This window comes from Deinococcus sp. NW-56, assembly GCF_002953415.1.
GTDB lineage: Bacteria > Deinococcota > Deinococci > Deinococcales > Deinococcaceae > Deinococcus.
Map to the genome: position 1 here is coordinate 570540 of NZ_CP026516.1, position 18314 is coordinate 588853.

18 protein-coding genes are annotated in these 18314 nt (G+C 64.3%); 8 read left to right on the plus strand and 10 right to left on the minus strand.

All coding sequences use genetic code 11. The features are described 5' to 3' along the window. Nucleotides 1–219: 219 nt before the first annotated feature. Nucleotides 220–480 (plus strand): helix-turn-helix domain-containing protein, encoded by a 261-nt coding sequence (locus C3K08_RS03020; protein ID WP_104989969.1) that lies wholly within the window; start codon nt 220–222, stop codon nt 478–480. On the opposite strand, the gene C3K08_RS03025 is transcribed toward C3K08_RS03020, so the two are convergent. Continuing rightward, nucleotides 477–950 (minus strand): hypothetical protein, encoded by a 474-nt coding sequence (locus tag C3K08_RS03025; RefSeq protein ID WP_104989970.1) that lies wholly within the window; start codon nt 948–950, stop codon nt 477–479. The genes C3K08_RS03020 and C3K08_RS03025 overlap by 4 nt on opposite strands. A 140-nt stretch (nt 951–1090) precedes the next feature. Here C3K08_RS03025 and C3K08_RS18880 point away from each other — a divergent pair, with 140 nt between their 5' ends. Both C3K08_RS18880 and C3K08_RS03035 read left to right on the plus strand, forming a co-directional pair. Further along, a complete protein-coding gene (locus tag C3K08_RS18880; RefSeq protein WP_104989971.1) occupies nt 1091–1261 on the plus strand; it encodes a helix-turn-helix domain-containing protein in 171 nt (56 codons plus the stop codon). A gap of 46 nt (nt 1262–1307) precedes the next feature. Continuing rightward, a complete protein-coding gene (locus C3K08_RS03035; protein ID WP_104989972.1) occupies nt 1308–2303 on the plus strand; it encodes a hypothetical protein in 996 nt (331 codons plus the stop codon). 433 nt (nt 2304–2736) lie between these two features. Here the strand turns inward: C3K08_RS03035 and C3K08_RS03040 are convergent, their stop codons facing one another. From C3K08_RS03040 to hsdR, 7 genes are all read right to left on the minus strand, one after another. Further along, nucleotides 2737–3291: a hypothetical protein gene (locus tag C3K08_RS03040; protein WP_104989973.1), complete on the minus strand. Its 555-nt coding sequence runs from the start codon at nt 3289–3291 to the stop codon at nt 2737–2739. Beyond that, on the minus strand, nt 3288–3827 hold the full coding sequence (locus C3K08_RS17815) for a restriction endonuclease subunit S (RefSeq protein WP_158679829.1): 540 nt from the start codon (nt 3825–3827) through the stop codon (nt 3288–3290). Before C3K08_RS17815 ends, C3K08_RS03040 begins: the two co-directional genes overlap by 4 nt. Then, nucleotides 3815–4906, minus strand: coding sequence for a transposase (locus tag C3K08_RS03045; RefSeq protein WP_102128614.1), 1092 nt, complete (start codon nt 4904–4906; stop codon nt 3815–3817). Before C3K08_RS03045 ends, C3K08_RS17815 begins: the two co-directional genes overlap by 13 nt. Before the next feature lie 350 nt (nt 4907–5256). Beyond that, complete coding sequence (locus C3K08_RS17820) at nt 5257–5583, minus strand: hypothetical protein (RefSeq protein WP_158679830.1); 327 nt, start codon at nt 5581–5583, stop codon at nt 5257–5259. Then, nucleotides 5576–7141: a class I SAM-dependent DNA methyltransferase gene (locus C3K08_RS03050; protein WP_104989974.1), complete on the minus strand. Its 1566-nt coding sequence runs from the start codon at nt 7139–7141 to the stop codon at nt 5576–5578. The genes C3K08_RS17820 and C3K08_RS03050 overlap by 8 nt, the downstream gene beginning before the upstream one ends. Nucleotides 7142–7245: 104 nt before the next feature. After that, a complete protein-coding gene (locus C3K08_RS17825; protein ID WP_158679831.1) occupies nt 7246–8040 on the minus strand; it encodes a hypothetical protein in 795 nt (264 codons plus the stop codon). A gap of 77 nt (nt 8041–8117) precedes the next feature. Next, nucleotides 8118–10487 carry an EcoAI/FtnUII family type I restriction enzme subunit R gene (gene hsdR, locus C3K08_RS03055; RefSeq protein ID WP_104989975.1) on the minus strand — a complete coding sequence of 790 codons (2370 nt, stop codon included), beginning with the start codon at nt 10485–10487 and terminating at the stop codon, nt 8118–8120. Between the two features lie 201 nt (nt 10488–10688). Here hsdR and C3K08_RS03060 point away from each other — a divergent pair, with 201 nt between their 5' ends. From C3K08_RS03060 to C3K08_RS03085, 5 genes are all read left to right on the plus strand, one after another. After that, nucleotides 10689–11519 carry a hypothetical protein gene (locus C3K08_RS03060; protein WP_104989976.1) on the plus strand — a complete coding sequence of 277 codons (831 nt, stop codon included), beginning with the start codon at nt 10689–10691 and terminating at the stop codon, nt 11517–11519. A 273-nt stretch (nt 11520–11792) separates the two neighbouring features. Then, nucleotides 11793–12464 carry a VWA domain-containing protein gene (locus tag C3K08_RS03070; protein ID WP_104989978.1) on the plus strand — a complete coding sequence of 224 codons (672 nt, stop codon included), beginning with the start codon at nt 11793–11795 and terminating at the stop codon, nt 12462–12464. A 2-nt stretch (nt 12465–12466) separates the two neighbouring features. Further along, nucleotides 12467–13324 carry a PP2C family serine/threonine-protein phosphatase gene (locus C3K08_RS03075; protein ID WP_158679832.1) on the plus strand — a complete coding sequence of 286 codons (858 nt, stop codon included), beginning with the start codon at nt 12467–12469 and terminating at the stop codon, nt 13322–13324. After that, nucleotides 13321–15510 (plus strand): protein kinase, encoded by a 2190-nt coding sequence (locus C3K08_RS03080; RefSeq protein WP_104989980.1) that lies wholly within the window; start codon nt 13321–13323, stop codon nt 15508–15510. The genes C3K08_RS03075 and C3K08_RS03080 overlap by 4 nt, the downstream gene beginning before the upstream one ends. A gap of 6 nt (nt 15511–15516) precedes the next feature. Continuing rightward, on the plus strand, nt 15517–16011 hold the full coding sequence (locus tag C3K08_RS03085; protein WP_158679833.1) for a hypothetical protein: 495 nt from the start codon (nt 15517–15519) through the stop codon (nt 16009–16011). A gap of 355 nt (nt 16012–16366) precedes the next feature. Here C3K08_RS03085 and C3K08_RS03090 read toward each other — a convergent pair whose 3' ends face one another. Beyond that, on the minus strand, nt 16367–17644 hold the full coding sequence (locus C3K08_RS03090; protein ID WP_104989982.1) for a site-specific integrase: 1278 nt from the start codon (nt 17642–17644) through the stop codon (nt 16367–16369). A 68-nt stretch (nt 17645–17712) separates the two neighbouring features. Further along, the gene (locus C3K08_RS03095; RefSeq protein ID WP_104989983.1) at nt 17713–18288 is read right to left on the minus strand and encodes a helix-turn-helix transcriptional regulator; all 576 of its coding nucleotides are present in this window, start codon (nt 18286–18288) and stop codon (nt 17713–17715) included. Nucleotides 18289–18314: the final 26 nt, after the last annotated feature.

Here is an 18314-nt window from a genome sequence, read left to right on the forward strand (position 1 = left end):
AGACCAGCGGAAGGTGCCGGATAACTCCAGCGACCCCCGCCGGATTACGCCAGCGTACGCAGGTTGTCCGTCGGGACAGCAAGTGCGGCACAGAAACGCCGACCCGCTGGACAACCGCCGGGCGAATCTTTTTGTTCCCGGTTCTGAGTCAGAGGTTGCACGTCCTGATCGGCGTGGCATATCAAAACATGCAGGTTCCTCTGCCCTGGGTGGGTCGGCGTGACTCCCTACTTCTACGAGCCGCGGGAGCTGGCGGAGTTGCTGCGGGTTTCCGAGACCACCATCCGCCGCATGATTCGCCGGGGAACCCTGCGAGCTGTCGCCATCGGTCGCCAGCACCGCGTTCCACGCTCCGAGCTGGTGCGCCTGATTCTCGAAGCGGGCTTGAGCGTCAGCGCCCTGCCGCCGTCGCTTCAGGACTTGATCGACATGCTGCACTTCCCCGAGCGAGCAGGCGGTGAAGCCACTGCGGCCAGTTAATCCTCCTGCCGTTTGGGGGGGCGGAGATGGGGCGGTGCCACGCGCTTGGGCTTGGGCCGCAGCATCTCCGCCAGCGCCGTCGTAATTTGTGGCCGCGGGAGCGGCGGCTGACCCACAGCGGGTGTTTTGGGTGCCTCCTGAACCTCTTGCCGCTCGATAGCTGCCTCAGGGTCCAGGATGACCCGGTACCGGCTCGGGCCATGCCCCTTCCCCACCTTCACGTTGGTGACCTGGAGGACCTTGGCCTCTTCTAGCTCCTCGACAAACTTGCCCACCCGCTTCCGCAGCGCCTGATCCCCGAGATCGGATGGTTCGTGCGAGAAGCAGGCTCGGCCGAGTTTCAGGTTCGACAGCGCTACCTCTTCATCCAGTGCTCCCTCCGCGATCAGCGCCACCAGTAGCCGCATGGCCCCGGCGCTGATGGGAAGGGCAGTGAGGTACTGGAAGAGTGAATTGTCGGCCAGTGTCATGGCCGGAGGTTTACCACGCCACCATCACGACAGGTGTTGCCGGGTGGTTTGCTGAAGCTCGGTCGTGACGGCAACGTGATTTCGCACCGCTTGGCTTCCTGGTGGTCTGTCGTGCCCATGCGTCCGCCGAAGTTGGCGTCATGGAACTGCCAACCGAGAGCCGCTACATCTCCGTCGCCTACGCTGCACGCCATTTCGGCGTCTCCCCCCAGACCATCCGACGAGCCATCAAGGTGGGTCGCCTGGAATCTGTCCGTGTCGGTCGACTACTGCGCCTGCCCCGCTCGGTCCTGAGCCTCATGTCCATCTGAAAGGAGCGATGCGTGCGGCCTCGACTCCGCACGCATCGGATGAACTGTGGATACGGACATCATCTACGAATACCGGGCACACGACCTCGGGTACCAGACTGCCTTGGACGAGTTCGCGCTGGATCAGGCCATTGAGGATGATCTGAGGCGTGTCCTGCTCCCCCAGGCGGACAGTGTGGAACGCCTGGCGGAAGAGATCGCGGCGGCTTTTGGAGACGGCACCGATGGTTTGATAGCCCTCCAAGCCTTTCTTGACGACGAGGCGGAACATGCTTCGCCCTCCTCTGACTGCTGGGGGCGCGACCACTGGGGTGACCCCTTCCCAACACTGGGTGAACCAAATGAAGCAGAGTTGCAGCCCGACCCGGAGAGGCTGGCAGCAGCCTTGGAGCGCGGCAAGCAAGCCGCCACCCAGCAGAAGCGCCGCAAGAAGAGAATCCAACTGCCGGACTACGGCGGCGCGTTCCCCCTGAGTGCCGCTCATGTGTCCGCCAAAGGGTTCTGGCCGGATGCTCTGGAAGACACTCGGCACGCCCGCAAGGAGCGGGCCAAGGACTCCGGGCTGCTCACCGCTCTGGAAGAGCTCCAGGCGCACGCCCCCCAGGGTATGGAGTGGGGCAAGCTCACGCTCTCCAAGTTGAAGGACTCTCCCCTCTACAGCAAGGACACACTGCGGCTTGCACGCCTGGAAATCGCTCGCTACATGCGCTCGGTTGGCGAGACGGCCTGTGTCTGGAAACTGGAGCGTGGGCGCGGCGGGGGATTCCATGTGGAACTGGTCGTTCCTGCGGGAAGCGGTGGGGGTCTCAAGGGATTAAAAGCTGTGACCGATATTTACGGCCTCGCCGCCTATCTCAGCAAGCCTCCCGACGCCTGGAGCTGCACGCCGGATGAGAAGGCTCGTCAAATTTGGTCCTCGGAGGACCTGGAGCGCGGGCAAGTCGCGGCATGCGAGGAGTACCTAACCCGTGACCGCGGTCCCTCTGGCAAAGAACGCCTTCAGTTCTGGGGTTCTATGGGTCTGGGCAAGGGGAGGCGGTGAACTACGGGTTATAGCTCGCCTCCCCATTTCGCTCCCCCAGCTCATCGACGGGGCGATAGATGGAACTACGGTTTATAGATGGGAGAGGGAGGCACCGGGTGGCCCCCTGCCTCCCTCTCCCAGGAAGACATGTTGGGAAGGGCCTGGATGACCGCTATGTAGGAGGGTGGACAACGGGTAACCCATTACGGCCCTTTTGTCTCGCTGCTGCGCCCCGTCTCTATTCGTCATCCCTGGCGCGGACCACGACGATATTGCCCTATAGGGCAAAGTGGTCCCGCAGGCCATCCACGGTGGAATGCCGGAAAAACGACAACTTGCCCCAATGGGGCACTCTCGCTCGACGGTGCAGCGCCGGAAAAACGAGACTTTGCCCTATAGGGCAATCCTGAACTCCGGTGCGACGCACTGCGGGTTGGGCCAGGTGACGGGATCACACCCCGTGACTGGCCCTTGCGTGTCGCCGCCGCACCGCCCGGTCCCAGTCGGTCAGGCAGCCCACCAGCAACTTGCCGTCCTTGGCGCAGCCCTCGGCCGTCGCCATGAACTCCGCGAAGGCTTCGTCGTAGGACTTCAGGTCCGGCCGGGTGTAGGTGATGTTGTGCGTGATCTTGTTGCGGTCCTCGCGCCAACGGTTGAGGCGCTGCGGCAGGTCGCGGTGGCGGTCCAGCCCCAGGTCGTCGAAGTCCAGCCCCATCGCCATGATCAGCACGAACATGGAGCTGGGTTTGGTCAGGCTGATCTGCGGCGGACTCTTCCTGAACACGCTCTTCTGCGCGAGCCGCTCCACCACTTCCTCCAGTGTGCAGAGGCCTGTCCCCTCCACCCGCCAGTGCAGGTGCGAGTGCAGGCGGTCGGTGAGGATGCTCTCGCAGATCATCGCCGCCTCGATGTAGAAGCCGTGTTCCAGCGCCAGCGTCAGCCGCTCGTGCGCCCGTGCGTACCGCTCCTGCTTGACCCGGTTCGGCTCTGCCGCCCTGCCCGTCATAGTGCCCCCGCGAACGCCCGCGCCAAGATGGAAGCGGGGAGGGCATCGAGTTCAGAGGCAACCGTTTCATCGGCATCCAGGGCCGACGCAGCACGCCATGTCGCAGCGATCTTGTCCTGAGTTTGGCGGGTAGGCAGTGGAAACGGGTATGCGAGGAAATCAGACGGGTTCAGCCGACGGCGGCGGACATTGGTGCCTGTGCTTTCCCCAGCAATCAGGGGCCAGACCGCAGGGTTTTTGAAGTGGGCGTCCAGCACCTCCGGCAGTACGGCGTTCTCGTTCACGCGGAAAACAGGAAACTCGGTCGAGACCACCAGGCCATCGCACTCGGGCGGCACAAGGCCCAGAGCGCCCTCCCACGCCATCAATTTCGGATATGTAAAGTTGCCTGCCTCTAGCCTGGTTAACTTCGGGTAGGCGAAATCTGACCCTAGCTTGCTCTGCCCCACGAAGACGCCGCGCCCGAAGGAGTAAACGCCCGCAAAGTGATAAGTCTCCGTGGGCTGCACCTGAACGTCTGGACTCAGGAGTTGCACCTCGCATAGCGCAGTGAATAGCCGTGCTGGCGGAGAAATTCCGAGTTTCTGCTGAACGTCAGGAGCAGGCGGTTCAAATGAACGTCTGGCATGACCGTCATCAGTGCCAGAGCAGCACACGCCTCCAGGGTCATCCCGGTCTCTCGGTGCAGGATGGCCAGTGTCCAGGCCAGGAACACCAGCAGGACCCAGCGATCCAGGCCCACAGCAGTTCGCAATGCGAACTGCGCCAGACCAAACTGGTGCTTGCCCTCCTTGAAGAACGATTCCTCGCTCCACCGCTTTGCCCCCTCGGCGACCACCTCGTCGCCTTCCATCAGTTCCGAAGAAACCGCGTGAAACACCCGGTCTCCACGGTCGACGCGACCCAGCACCAGCGGGTCATGCGGCCAGTTCTTCAATTCGATGTAGCCTCCATGCGGACAGTCAGCCACCGTGACCTCGCCTGGGTGCATCGTCCGCCGGGTTGACCGAACGCCCACCACAAACTCGAAGCCCAGCTGCCTGACTTCATCCAGGAAGACAGCGGATTCGAATCCGCTGTCTGCTAACACGCGAATCCGGAATCGACGACGGATCGCGTCTGGGACGGTTCGCAGAAGTTCTCGTGCCAGAGTCACTGGGGTCGCTGTCCCCTTGCCCCGGTAGACCCGGTACCCCACGGGAAACTTCACCGCTCCGTATTCGGCGAACAACACGACCAGATGGATGCCGTGAACCTCGTTGTAGACGCGAACGAAGGGCAGCGTGCTGCCCTTTTTTTCGATGCTGGTCAGGTCGACACTCAGCCGCAGGAGTGGGCGGTGTTTTCGTCGGGCCGCGACAAGCAGCGCGTCCCACTGGGCGCGCTGCAAGATGGCCCAACCCTGTGCCGTATCCCAGGGGTACTCGTTCAGGAGGCGGCTCAGCGCACTTTTGCTGACCAACTCAGCGCGGTGCAACGCCGTTTTGGTGGCAGTGTCCAGGAACATCGACAGCGCAGCCTCCAGGCTGCGCTGTTGGTAGGACGTGGTTGGAACGGCCAGGAACTCATCTGCCAGAATGCGGACGCGCTCCCCCAGAATCTGTGACGTAGACACTCCCAGATTTTCTCGGCTGGGAGCGCTTCCCCGTCGTTATGCAGGTGCAACTCCTGAGCTGGAGACTTCAGCGTCACTAAATCACTCATGGGGATGTACTCGACTGGCTCGGTGTTGTGAATGGCCCAGGCAAGCATGGCAACGTCTCTACGAACTTCCCCCCGCAGCCCCCGCGCCTCCTCCACCTTCCCCAGCAGGCCCTTCACGCGGGCGACGATGCGCCGCTGCTCGGGCAGGGGCGGGAGGGGGATATCAATGGTCAAAAACTGTGCAGGTTTGATGCGGTTCTTTCCACTGGTGCCCTGCGAAAGCGCATCGCACCTCGCCCAAAAGTCCTGAGTTTTTGTCAGCTAGTGCAACCATTCAGGCAACACCCGTTCACGGTCAACCTCGAACGTTGGAAACTCGCTTGATGCCGCACAGCCGTCTACGTCTGCACCTGCTATCGCCGTCGAACCATGCCGTACCCAGATTTTGTTGATGATCAGGTCGCCTTCGCGGACTAAGGAGAGCGTCTTGGCAGCAGTCTGAGCACCATCAATAGTTTGCCGTTCGTAAGCCCCGCCACCCCACCAGCGCACACCAATCGTTCGGTAAGCCTGACCAGGCTCGACGTTGATTGTCCTTTGGACCGGCCTGACAACCTCCCCCAACTTCACCCGTTCCCACTCAGGCATGGGCCACTTCTTCCTTCCCGGCCTGCTGCCCCAGCTCGACCTGCAACTCCTCCAGCAAGGCCAGGATGCGCCGCTCCTTCCCCAGAATGTCGGCCAGCAACTGCTCGGGCGGCATGTGCTCGAAGTCCTGCGCCGCGTTCGGGTTCTTCACGTCCAGGTTGTAGTTGTTCGCCTTGATCGCGCTCGCATCCACCCGCCACGCCCGCTCGTTCTCCTCGCGGTTGCCCCACCACGCCAGCAGCGGCGCGAACTCCTCGAACTGCACGGGCTGGGTCTTGGAGTAGTTCTTCTTCCCGGCGGGCAGCGGGTGCTCGTAGTACCAGACCTCCCCCGTGGGGCCGCCCCGGTCGAAGAACAGGATGTTCGTGGGAATGCTGGTGTAGGGCGCGAAGATGCCGTTGGGCAACCGCACGATGGTGTGCAGGGTGAAGTCTTCCAGCAACTCCTGCTTGACCCGTGCCCCCACGCCGTCACTGAACAGGAAGCCGTTGGGCACGACCACGCCCGCACGCCCGCCCTGCTGGGTGGCGGTCTGACGGCGCAGGCGGCGCATGATCAATTGCATGAACAGCAGCGCCGTCTCCGAGGTGCGCTTGTCGGCGGGGAAGTTGTTCTGGATGCCCCGTTCTTCCTCCCCGCCGAAGGGCGGGTTGGCGAGGATCACGTCTACCCGGTCGCTGTCCCCCAGGCTGGTGAGGTTGTGGCGCAGGCTGTTGCCGGGGTCGATCTGCGGGGCTTCCAGGCCGTGCAGGGTCAGGTTCATCTGCGCCAGCAGGTAGGGAAGGGGCTTGGCCTCGCCACCGTAGATGGAGCGGTTCTGGAGGATGTCGTGGTCCTCGGTGGACTGCGCCTGGGCTTCCAGATGCTCGAAGGCCTCGACCAGAAAGCCGCCCGTGCCGCACGCGGGGTCGAGGACGCTCTCGCCCAGGCGGGGGTCCAGCGCCTTCACGATCAGGCGGACGACAGGTCGGGGGGTGTAGAACTCGCCCGCGTCCCCGGCGGCGTCGCGCATCTCCTTGAGCAGGCCCTCGTACAGCGCCCCCAGGGTGTGGCTCTCCTCGCTGGAGGTGAAGTCCAGCGTGTCGAGCTTCTGCACGACTTCCTTGAGTAGGACCCCGCTCTGCATCCGGTTCTGCACGCCGCTGAAGATCTCGGCGACGACCGTGCGGCGGTCGCGGGTGCCCTCGCCCTGAAGGGACCGCAGGTAGGGGAAAAGACCCGGCATGGAGTTCTCGTCCGAGAGCCGGAAGTTCTCGGAGCTGATGAACTGCGTGAGGTCGTCGCCCGTGAGGTTGCTCCGCGCCCAATCACGCCAGCGGTAGGGGGCCTCGATGACGGGACGGTAAGGGCGGCCCCCGAACTCGGCCTCGGCCTCGTGGTTCTGTTCCAGGTCATCGAGGAACTTCAGGAACATCAGCCAGGTGAGCATCGGCAAGCGGTCGGCATCACCGCTCAGGCCCTTGTCCTTCCGCATGATGTCGCGCACGGCCTTGATGACGCTGGATAAGCGCTGGGCGGTGGTCTGTTCGGCTTTGGGGCGTGGGGTACGGGGGGGCATCGGGGGTATTTTGGCACCGCTGGGGGCGGGGTCGCCCACGATGTTCACATATGCGGAAAATAAGGCGGGCCACCCCGAAGGATGGCCCACGAATCAGGGAGTGCTCAGTAGCCGATGCCGATGCCGATGCCACCCTCGGGGACGGTCAGGGTGGCAGTCACTGGTGCGTCGCCGTTATCGACACTGGGGGCGTAGTACAAAAAGTTGGTGTACGACTCGCCCGGTTGCACAAATCGCTCGTCAATCCAGCGCATTGCTTGGATATACATAGTCGCGTTCGTTTCGCTAGCAGGGGCATTCATTTCAAATGAGCTTTTGTAGCTTCCTCCTGAAAGACTCATATCGACAACCTCATCCTTGATAAAGGGCTTTGCGCTGAGTCGGAAGTAGACTTGAGGGTGGAGTGACCGCGGTTGGTCATAGGTCGCTGTAAACTTTTCGCCCGCCGTGACGGTGGTTGGAATCTTGATGCTCATAACGATAGGTTGCAACGTCATATTGATTTGCGTGGTCTGTCCGGCAGCAACTGTAATGTTCCCGGCTAGACCATCTTTCAGCACGCGCTTGTCGTACTGGCTCTTGATCAGATAAGAAAACGCTTCTACCTTGTAGCCGTCACGGGCAGGCACACGCGCCTCAACGGTAGCGCTCCCCGTGCCGACAGCGACATCCTTGATGACCTTAAAGCCCGTCGTAGGGTTGGACACCAGAACGCGAACGTTGGTCGGCGTAGGCAGGGCCTGGCCGCTCAGGCCCTGGGGGGCTGCGGCGGGCTTGAGAGTGAACGTGATGACGCCGCTCGTCGCAGGGTCAACGGTGACAGGCGGCTGGGTCTGAGCCTGGTTACAACTGGCGAGTAGTAGGGCAGAGCCGAGAGCGGCGAAGGTCAATCTCTTCATGTCGAGCGGGAGGCTATCAGGGATACCTCACCCCTGAGGCCGCAAATCCAGCAGCCTCCCCCGTATACCCCTACCGCTCAGGCGTAGATCAGGCGCGGCAGGGTATCCAGGGCCTGACGCAGGCTGGGCAGGCCGCCGAAGGCCCGCCCCACCTCGGCGAGGTTGAGGTGCCGCGTGGCGGGCAGCACCTTGAACACCTCGGCCCCGCCGCTTAGCTCGTCGATGCCGTGTTCCGCGTACTGGTGGAGAAGCTGATCCAGGATCGTCTGCGCGACGGGGCCGTACTGGGCGAAGGCGTCGGGCTGGCGCTTTTTGGCCGCCTCGGCGCGTTGCCTGCGGGTCAGAATGGGGCCGCCGAAGGCGACGTGGATCAGCAGGTCGAAGGGGTCGCTGTCCTCGCGGCCCATCACCCGTTCCAGATGCTCCAGCGCCACCCCGCGTTCCTCCAGAGCCTCGGTGATGCGCTGGCGCTCCCTGGGGTCGGCCCAGCGGTGGCGCAGGTCGTCGGCGGTCATGGAGAGGCTGCGAACCTGTTCGCCCGCGTAGGTCGTGAACTCCACCGTGCGGAGTTGTCTGCCGTTCGCGTCGAGTTCCTGCACCGTCTCGTGCAGCACCTGGACGCTCACGCCGCCCTGGACGAGGTACTTGCTGGGGCGCTCACTGTGCTCGGCCACGGTGTTCCAGGGATCGACCAGGACACCCTCCGGGTCAAGCTCGCCCCCGGCGTCCTCCTCTTCGGCCTCGACCTGACCCTCGGAGCCGATCTCGGTGACGGTGGTGCTGACCGGCACGCCGTCGAACTCCGGATCGGCGAACTTCTGGGTGGCGCTCCCCGTGTAGTCGAAGATGGTGAAGAACAACTTGCCGTGGTCCTCGCGCACCCGCGTGCCACGCCCGATGATCTGCTTGAACTCGGCCATCGCCCCCACCACGCGGAAGATGACGACGTTCTGGACGGTGGGAGCGTCTACCCCGGTGGACAGCAGCCGCGAGGTCGTCAGGACGACTGGACTGGCCTTCTCAGGGTCTTGAAAGGTCGAGAGGTGCCCCTTGCCGATGTCGCCCTCGTCCGCGACCACCCGCGCCACGTAGTCCGGGAACCGGGCCAGCAGGTCCGGCATCAGGCGGGCGATCTCGTTTCGCATCTGGAGGGCGTGCTCCTGATCCACACAGAAGACCAGGGTCTTGTCCATGACGTTCGTCGCCCGCAGGTAGTCCACCAGATGCCGGGCGACGGCCTTCGTGCGAGGCTCCAGCGAGATGAAGGTCTCGAAGTCCTTGGTGCCGTACACGCCGTCGGGAATTTCGCGCCCATAGGCGTCGGTCTGGCCGGGTATAGGACGCCAGCCCGCCGCGTCCGCGTCGGTGATGATTCGCCGCACCTGATAGGGGGCCAGGAAGCCGTCCTGAATCCCCTGGGCGAGGCTGTACTCGTACACTGGCTGGCCGAAGTAGGCGTAGGTATCGCGGGTGTCCTCACGCAGCGGGGTGGCCGTCATGCCGAGCTGGGTGGCCCCGCTGAAGTGCTCCAGAATGGCCCGCCAGGAACTGTCCTCGCCCGCCGACCCACGGTGCGCCTCGTCCACGATGATCAGGTCGAAGAAGTCCGGCGGGTATTGCCGGTAGAGGCCGGGACGGGCGTCGTCCTCGGCGAGCGCCTGGTAGGTGGCGAAGTACATCTGGCGGGCGAGGTTGACCTGCCCCCGCTCGATCTTGAAGCGCACGTCGCCGTCCGGCAGCGTCCCGAAGGGCGCGAAGGTCTTGTCCTTGGGGTCGTCCACCAGGATGGTGCGGTCGGCCAGGAACAGAACGCGGGGGCGACGGGAACTGCCGTCGAGATTCCAGCGGCCCTGCCAGAGCTTCCAGGCGATCTGGAAGGCGATCTCGGTCTTGCCCGTCCCGGTGGCGAGGGTCAGCAACACCCGCTTCTGGCCGCGCAGGATGGCCTCGCTGGCGGTCTGAATGGCGATGCGCTGGTAGTAGCGGGGCACCCGGTCGCCCCGGTGATAGGGGAGGAGCAGGCGGTCCTCGGCCTGGGGTGGGAGGCCCCGGTGCGCCCGGACCCGGTCGCGCAATTCGGCGGGGCTGGGAAAAGCACCGAGTTCGCTCTCCACCCCAGTCAAGAGGTCCCGCTCGACGATGCCGTGGCCGTTGGTGCTGTAGGCGAACGGCAGCCGGAGCACGGTGGCGTAGTCAATCGCCTGCTGGAGGCCCTGGGCAGGGCTGAGGTACTCGGCCTTGGCCTCGACGACGGCCAGGGGATAGTCCCGGCTGAGCGACAGCAGGTAGTCCACCCGCTTGGGCTTCCCGCGCTTGGCGGTGCGTCCCTGCACCAGGATGCGGCCGTCGGTGAAGGTCATCTGCTCGCGGATCTGCTCATCCGTCCAGCCTGCCGCGTACAGCCCCGGCAGGACGTAGGTGCGGCAGGTATCGGCTTCGGTTGGCATGGTGCCGGTACTGTAGCGGGTCGGTCAGCGCCCCGCCGCAGCAAGTGTGCGGCGACTGATCTCTGCCTATCCAGCCCTAGGCGCAGACGCTCAGTATGTGTTGGACCGATTATGAGGTCCCTTCGGAGGGCTCGTAGGACGAGGCGTCCTGGATGCAGATTTGTGGCCTTGAGGGGCAACCCACGCTCTTACACTCTGCCTATGAAGCGTTCCACTTCTGTAGCCGTGCTCCTCGCGCTGTGCTCCAGCGCAGTTGCGACTCCTGTGCTGGGCCAGCGGATCAATCTGTCACGGGGAGCTGCCACGGCACTCAAGGCCACTGGCCTTTGTCAGGAACTCTCCTGCAGGGACGCCGTGATTGCCAAGATTGACCCTCGCACCACCTACCTCGGAGTGCTTGACGGGGGGGCATTCACCTACTTGGTCGACGGCCGGGTCGCCATGATGGGGTGGATGGGGCGCCCGCACGGTGAGTACCCGCTTACGCCAAGCCCAGCCCAGTTCAATCGTCTGGCCGCAACCGGAGCAGGGCAGGCTATTCCGCGCAGTTGGCTCAAGCTCACCTGGACCAATTGGAACAACACCCTGGGCCTGGATCCGATGAAGGTGCCCCGCGCCGTGCAGGGCAGCACCGTCTATGGGGCGAAGACCGGCTCTTGGATGACGCTCTATATGGTGCAGGCGGCCCACGAGGTCAGGCTGCGTGCCCTGATCAACCGCGTGGAACCGGCCAACGCCAGGGCCGTGGCCGCGAGGTTCGTCGGAAGCATGAAGGGGCCTCTGAGCACAGCGCCCGGCCGTTGCAGCGCAAAAGAAACGCCCCTGATGGCCTCTGTGTTGCTGGACGACGCAGCTTACAAGCGGATGGACGCCTATTTCAAGAAGCTGGGTATGCCTGCCACTGGGTGCTGCGGCGCCCCCGCAACCTGGAACCTGCCCGGCCTGAGCAGTTCGAGTGTCTACGTGGAGACCCGCAGCTTCGACGAGCGGATGGAGTTGCCGAACGCTTGTGTCGGCGTAGGGTCCATGTAAAGGCCACTGGACGGACAAATACGACCGCGCTGGTGCGGGCTGATGGCAAGGCCCTGATCCTCTTCCCCCTCGTGATCGGCTCGTCTGCCTCGGCTCTGGTGGGACTGGGATCGAAGGCGAGCATCTTCACCACGACTCTCGGCCCCGATGGCGATCTCCCGGAGAGGGTGGACGGGGCCGCGCAACTCGAGGAGCGTCAAGGTACCGCCGTGGCGGCCCGTCGAGTCTCCAAAGTTTGACGGCGGCGCCCATCCCCCCCGGTACACTCAGGTCATGTCGCACAGCGATTTTGCGCAGCTTCCCTTCGACCTGGCCGAATTCGCGGACAACCCGGAACCCCGTTGCCCGGTGCTCTTGCTGCTGGACAACAGCGGGAGCATGCAGGGCAACAAAATTCAGCAGTTGAACGAAGGATTGATGCACTTTCGGGACGATCTGGCGAACGATGCGTTGGCGGCGGCCCGGTGTGAAGTGGCCATCGTCAGCTTCGGCCCGGTGCGTGAGGTCATGGATTTCACCTCGGCGGAGCACTTCGTCCCGCCCCAGTTGAAAGCGGAGCAGGACACCCCACTCGGTGCGGCCGTGCTGCGGGGACTGGAGATGCTCAAGCGCCGCAAGGAGGCCATCCGGCAGGGAGGCGTGGGGCTGTACCGCCCGTGGGTCTTCCTGATCACGGACGGGGCACCGACGGACAACTGGCAGCAGGCGGCGCAGGAGATCAAGCGCGGGCAGGAGAACAAGGCCTTCGCCTTCTTCGCGGTGGGCGTGCAGGGGGCCAACATGGACCTGTTGCGTCAGCTGTCTCATACGGACCCGCTAATGCTGGACGGGGTGAAGTTCCGTGAACTGTTCCAGTGGCTGTCGGCCAGTCTCAAGAGCGTGTCCCAGAGCACGCCGGGGGACAAGGTCACCCTGGCCAGCCCCAAGGGTTGGGCTGAGGTCTAATCTTGTCCGCGTGGCGCTACATACACGCCTCCGCGATGGGCACGGCGCACGTTGGCACGGGGCAGCCCTGTCAGGACAGTCAGGCCGTCAAGGTGGTGACCAACGGACAGGACGAACCCCTGTTGCTGCTGGTGACCTCAGACGGGGCGGGCAGCGCTCAGCACTCTCACGAGGGCAGCCGTGAAGTCTGCGAGGAAACCCTGAGGTGGCTGCAGCACCGTTTGAGTGACGGGGCGCAGTTCCTGGACGGGGGAGACGGACTCGCCCTCGTCCGCGCCCTGCGGCTCGTGCTGCAGAACTACGCCGAGGATCCTGAGCGGGAGTACGCCCTCCGTGATCTGGCCTGCACGTTGAACGTCGCGGCCGTCTTGCCGGACCGGGCCTGGTTCCTCCAGGTGGGCGACGGCGCGACCGTCATCCAGCAGGCCACCACCCCCCTCGAGGTCGTCTTCTGGCCGGACAACGGGGAGTACGCCAACCAGACCTACTTCATCACGGACGCCCCGGACGACCACATTCACACGCGGGTGCTGGAGGGAGCGGTCGACCGGGTGGCGCTCATGACCGACGGGCTGCAGACCCTGGCGCTGGCGCTGCAGCAGCGTGCCCCGCACGTCCCCTTCTTCGAACCTCTCCTGCAGGCTGTGGAGGCCCTGGACGGTGTGGGCACGGAGAACCATGGGCACCTGCAGGCGGGCCTGGCCCGGTTCCTGGATTCCCCCGGCGTGAACGCCCGCACCAGTGACGACAAGACGCTGATCCTGTGTAGCCGCCGGGAACGTCCTGCCCCCGGGGGTGAGGCCACACCGGAGGAGCCTGAAGTGACCGAGGTGGAGGAGGCCGTGGGAGAGCCTGTATGACGACCATGCAGCTGAGTGACATCGGCGGCAGACCCGTGCCGCTGGGCCGCGAACTCGGGCGCGGGGGACAGGGCGCGGTCTACGAGGTCAGCGGGCAACCGGACGCGGTGGCCAAGGTCTACTTGCAGCGCCCCTCGGGCGAAGTGGTCAACAAGCTCACCGCCCTGGCGCAGGCCAGTCATCCGGAACTGCTGGGGGTGAGCGCGTGGCCCCAGACCCTGCTGCGCGACCGAAGTGGGCAAGTGCACGGCTTCGTGATGCCGCTGGTGGACGAGTCGGAATACCACGAGTTGCACAACCTGTACCGCCCCTCGTCCCGTCGTCAGAAGTTCCCCACGGCGGACTGGCGCCTCCTCGTGCGCGTGGCGCGCAACGTCTCACGGGCGTTCGGTCTGCTGCACCACCACGGGCACCTGATGGGAGATGTCAGCGCCCGGAACATCCTCGTGTCCAAGCAGGGCATCGTGCGCCTCATCGACACGGACAGCTTTCAGATCAGGGTCGGGACGACGGTCTACCCCTGCCCGGTGGGCACAGCGGAATTCACGCCGCCGGAATTGCAGGGGCAGCGCTTCGGGTCCCTTGTCCGCACGGTCGAGCATGACCTGTTCGGGCTGGCCGCGCTGCTCTTTCACCTGCTGTTTGACGGCCGTCACCCCTACGCGGGCGTTCATGCCAACAGGGCGAGCCTGACTCCGGCAGAATCCATTGCGGCGGACAAGTTCGCGTATTCCCTTCAGTACAACCACGGCGTCACGCCGCCGCCGATGACCATGACGTTGCAGCATGTCCACGCGGACCTGCGCAGCCTGTTCGAACGTGCATTCTCCCCGCGTCATCAGGGACGGCCTACGGCGTCGGAGTGGGAGCGCGCCCTGGCGACCCTCGAGCAGAACCTCACGACCTGCCGCAAGAACGCGGACCATAAGCATGACCGGCGACTGCCCTGCCCGTGGTGCGCTCTGCTTCCGGCCAACGCGCAGGCGGCCACCGTGAAGACGGGGATCCCTGCGGGTGCCAAACGCCTGGATGTGGAGCGGGAACTGAACCGGATCTGGGCGGACCTCGGGGCCATCCCCGTGCCGCCTCCACCCCCAGCGCCCACCTTGAACGTGACGCCTACGCCGTTCCCCCTCCCAGCCCGCCCCGCGAGTGCACCGCCCGCTCCTTCTTTGCCCTCCGCGCCTCCCGCGACTGTCCCACCACCACTGGCGGAGCCGAAGGTCTTCTCCGGGCAGGCCCTCTTCTGGGCGCTGCTCCTAACTCTGGCGACGCTGTCCAACATCGCCCAGGGGGAGTTCTTCGGCGCGATGTTGACGGTGGTGCTGGCCCTCTACGCGTTTTCCGTGAATTCCGCGCCGAACCTCAAGAAGCGGCGTGAGCGAAAGCTGCAAGAGTTGGTCAAAGAGCAAAACCGTCAGTACGCCGCTCAGGTGCAGCAGCGGCAGTTCCAGTGGAAGCGAGAGGTGGAGTCCCTGGAGCGTCAGCACGCCCTCAGCGTGGAGCGGGTGAAGAGTGACTACCGGCTGAAGCTTGATCTGGCCTCCCGGGAGCACGCGCATGAGGCCAAAGAGCTGGAGAGAAAGATTGCGGAGGCTCGCTCACGGCAGATGGCGGCCAGCGCCGCAAAAGGCTACCGTGACGCCATTGCTCAGTTGAATGCGTTGCGAGAGGAGATCAAGCGCCTGGACCTCAAGGAGCACACGGCGGTGCAAGAAGCCGTCAACAGACAGCATAAGGTCATGCTGGAACGGCATCTGGAACGTTTTGTGCTTCAGCCTGGCGATATACCCGGTATCGGGGCCTCCATCATCGCCAACCTCAATGCCCGTGGGATCTACACGGCGAAGGACATCACGCCGGACGTGCGCTACATCAAGGGTGTGGGGCCGAAAAAGCAGCAGGAACTGATGGATTGGCGGGCGATGCAAGAACAGTTCTTCCAGTTCACTCCGGCGCACCTCCCGGCGGGCGCGCTTGACGCGGTGCGTGCGACGTACGACCAGCAGCGTGCCGCCAAACTCCAGCAGATCGAAGACCGGGTGGCGCAGCTGAAAAAGGATCTCCTGAGCTGCAAGCACAGGGAAGAAGCCATCGGTCAGGACATTCAAGAGCTGCAACTGAAACGGGCACGCCACGAGAAGACCATCGAGGTCATCCGGCAGGGCGCTACCTATCTGACTTGAGGTGTAATGGACAGTCCCCATGAACAACTGCGCCGCGTGCTTCAACTGGCGCTGCACAGCCCCTACGAGGGGGAGCGTGCCAAGGCAGTCGCGCTGCTGGTCCAAAGGATGGAGAGGGAAGGTGTGGATTTGCCTGACCTTGACCCCAGCTTTCGCGTCGCCGATGCCGAGAATGAACTCCGGCGGCGAGCCAACCTGCCCTACACCTTTGAAGTGACCCTCAAGAGCCACGAGGAAGCCCTCCTGTTCCAGGGTTTGCTGGAGCAGGCTTCAGCGTCGGCTACGCTGATTGAGAGCCACCGACTGCGTTGTGTGGCGTCTCCCGCGGCTAAGGCAGCGACGGAGGTGCAGTTTGAGCAGCAAGTCCTCCTGCTGCAACGGCGGCTGGCAGAGGCACAGAAGCAGGCTATGGCGGAGTATCAGGTGAGGCGGCGGATGCTGTTCATGGAGGTAGTAGAGGAAGTGATTTCCTCCGTCGCCCAGAAGACGGGGAAAATTTGAGATTGACGCGATGGTATGACCTGGTGCAGCCTCCATCCGGGTTCCGCTCTCCCCGCAGTGTGTAGTGGACGTGTAGTAAGCCTCGGAGCTTTCGGTGAACAAGAGGGACTACCAGGGAAAAGTAGGAGCAATACTCCCTCTTGGACGGGATGTACAGGGATCCTCGGCAAGCGCAAGGGATACGTAGATAAGCTCCAAAGGCCCTTTGCAAGCGGAGGGTCAAGAGTTCGAATCTCTTAGCCTCCACCAGACAGAACGCCGTCCTAGACGGCGTTCTTCTTTTTGAGGCATAGGCGAGGCTGCCTGCCCGTCACCAGATTCGTCACCAAGCAGGGGGGTCGGCGGTGCAGAACGGTCAGGTGTCGTCAGGCGTGATCGGGTCTTCGGGGTCCTCCCAGCCCTGAATTTTCGCTGTCTTCTCCAGCAGCTGCTTCTGCCGCTCCGGATTGGGCAGCACGTAGCGCAGGGTCATGACCGGGGACGCGTGGCCCACGATGTCCTGTACCGCCTTCAAGTTGTCCAGCCCGCTGTGAAGGGCTTTCGTGATGAAGTGGGCGCGGGTCTGGAGGAAGCTGCAGCCCTGGGGAAAGGATTCGTCCCGGGCGGCGCAGGCCGCCATGATCCGGCGCCACTCGGTCCGCACGTTGTTCGCGTTCAGTGGCGTGCCTCGGCTGGAGGGGAACAGGGGTTCATAGGGTTCGGTCAGCGGGGGTGGCGGAACCCATCCTTCGCGCAGGCCGCTGTTCCAACGGGCCCGCGCCCGCTGGCGCTGCTTCTCGCGTCCCTCCTCAGAACCCTTCTTGCGCTGGCCCCACTGCGAGCCCATCTTCAGCTTCTGCTGCTCCACCGCCGCCAGGTGCTGGTCCAGCGCCCGGCGCACCGCCTTGGGCAGGGTCAGCTGCCGGTGGGCCGCCTCGGTCTTGCCCTTGCCGCGGCCCCCGTGCCGCTTGGCCGTGCCGTTGATCGACAGGACGCCCGTCACCGGGTCGTAGTCCTGCATTCGCAGCCCGATCAGTTCCCCGATGCGTGCCCCCGTCAACAGCGCAAGCGGCAGCAACACTGGAATCTTCGAGTCCCTGCCGGCCTCCAGAATGGCCTTGACCTGCTGCTCGGACCACTCCGGCTGGCGCACCTTGGCCTTGCCCTTGGCCCTCACGGGCTTGACGTTCTCCGCAGGGTTCACCTTGAGAAGCCCGTCATCCACCGCCTGACGCAGGGCCGCCCGCAGCATGTGGAGGACTTTGTCGCAGGTGCCCTTCGACTTCTGCTCGTCGTCGCGCAGCGCCCGCAGGAGCCCGCGAATGTCAGAAGGCGACAACGTGGCGAGCTTGATGGAGCCCAGCCCCTTCACGATGATGGCCTTGATCCAGCCCCGGTCGACTTCGGTGCTGTACTCGCCGCGGGGCAACTCCTCCACGTATTTTTCCATCCACCCGCCCACATCAATGTTCCGTAGATCAGCGGGCACCCGAGCGAGTTGCTCGATGTCCAGATTCTCTATGTAAGCTTCGGCCGCTTCAGGGGTGCGGAAGCTCCGCTGAATGCGGTTGCGCTCTCCAGTGGGCTGCTTCGGCAATTCCACGCTCACGACCGTGCGCCCGTCCTTGCGCAGGCACACGGACACCTTTTCCATCGCCTGGCCGGCCCTCTTCCTGGACTTGGCCTTCGCTGTCTTTGCGGAGGCCTTGTGTTGAGTCGCGGTCACAGCGCACGCCCCTCGTGAACGACGCGGCCCAGCACCTGAACCTCGTCGGGCGCCAGAACCTGCGAGTTCTGGAGCATCTGCACCGTGCCCTCTACCTCGACGCCGACGCTCCGAACGACCTGACCGGTGGCCGGCACGAGGACAACGTAGTGTCGCCCCACCGCCAGTGCGCGTTGCGCCGGGTCGACCACCAGGACCGTCCCGGGCGCCTCGTCGAGCGTGTAGGCCCCCGCCTGGCTGCCCTGCCAGCCGCCCGCCACCACCGTCGCGACGTTGAGCCGGGTGGGCTGACGAACGTCCACCAGCGCCGACAGCATCGGTCGGCCGGTGACCCGCGCGAGGTCTCCCTCGCTCAATTCCAACGCGCGAGCCAGGCTCGGCAGGTGCTTGCTCTTCGCCACGTTGTTGCGTCCGGCCTCCAGGCTGCCCAGGTACGCGACAGTCGGCACCGTCGAGCGCGCTGTGACCTCCGTCAGCGTGAGCCCCAGTTCCAAGCGGCGGCGCTTCAGGAGCTGCCCGTTCTCCTGGGCCGAAGACGCTCCCTTCTCAGACAGATTGTCAAGATCCGACATACCCAAGATGTCACCTCCGGATCAGA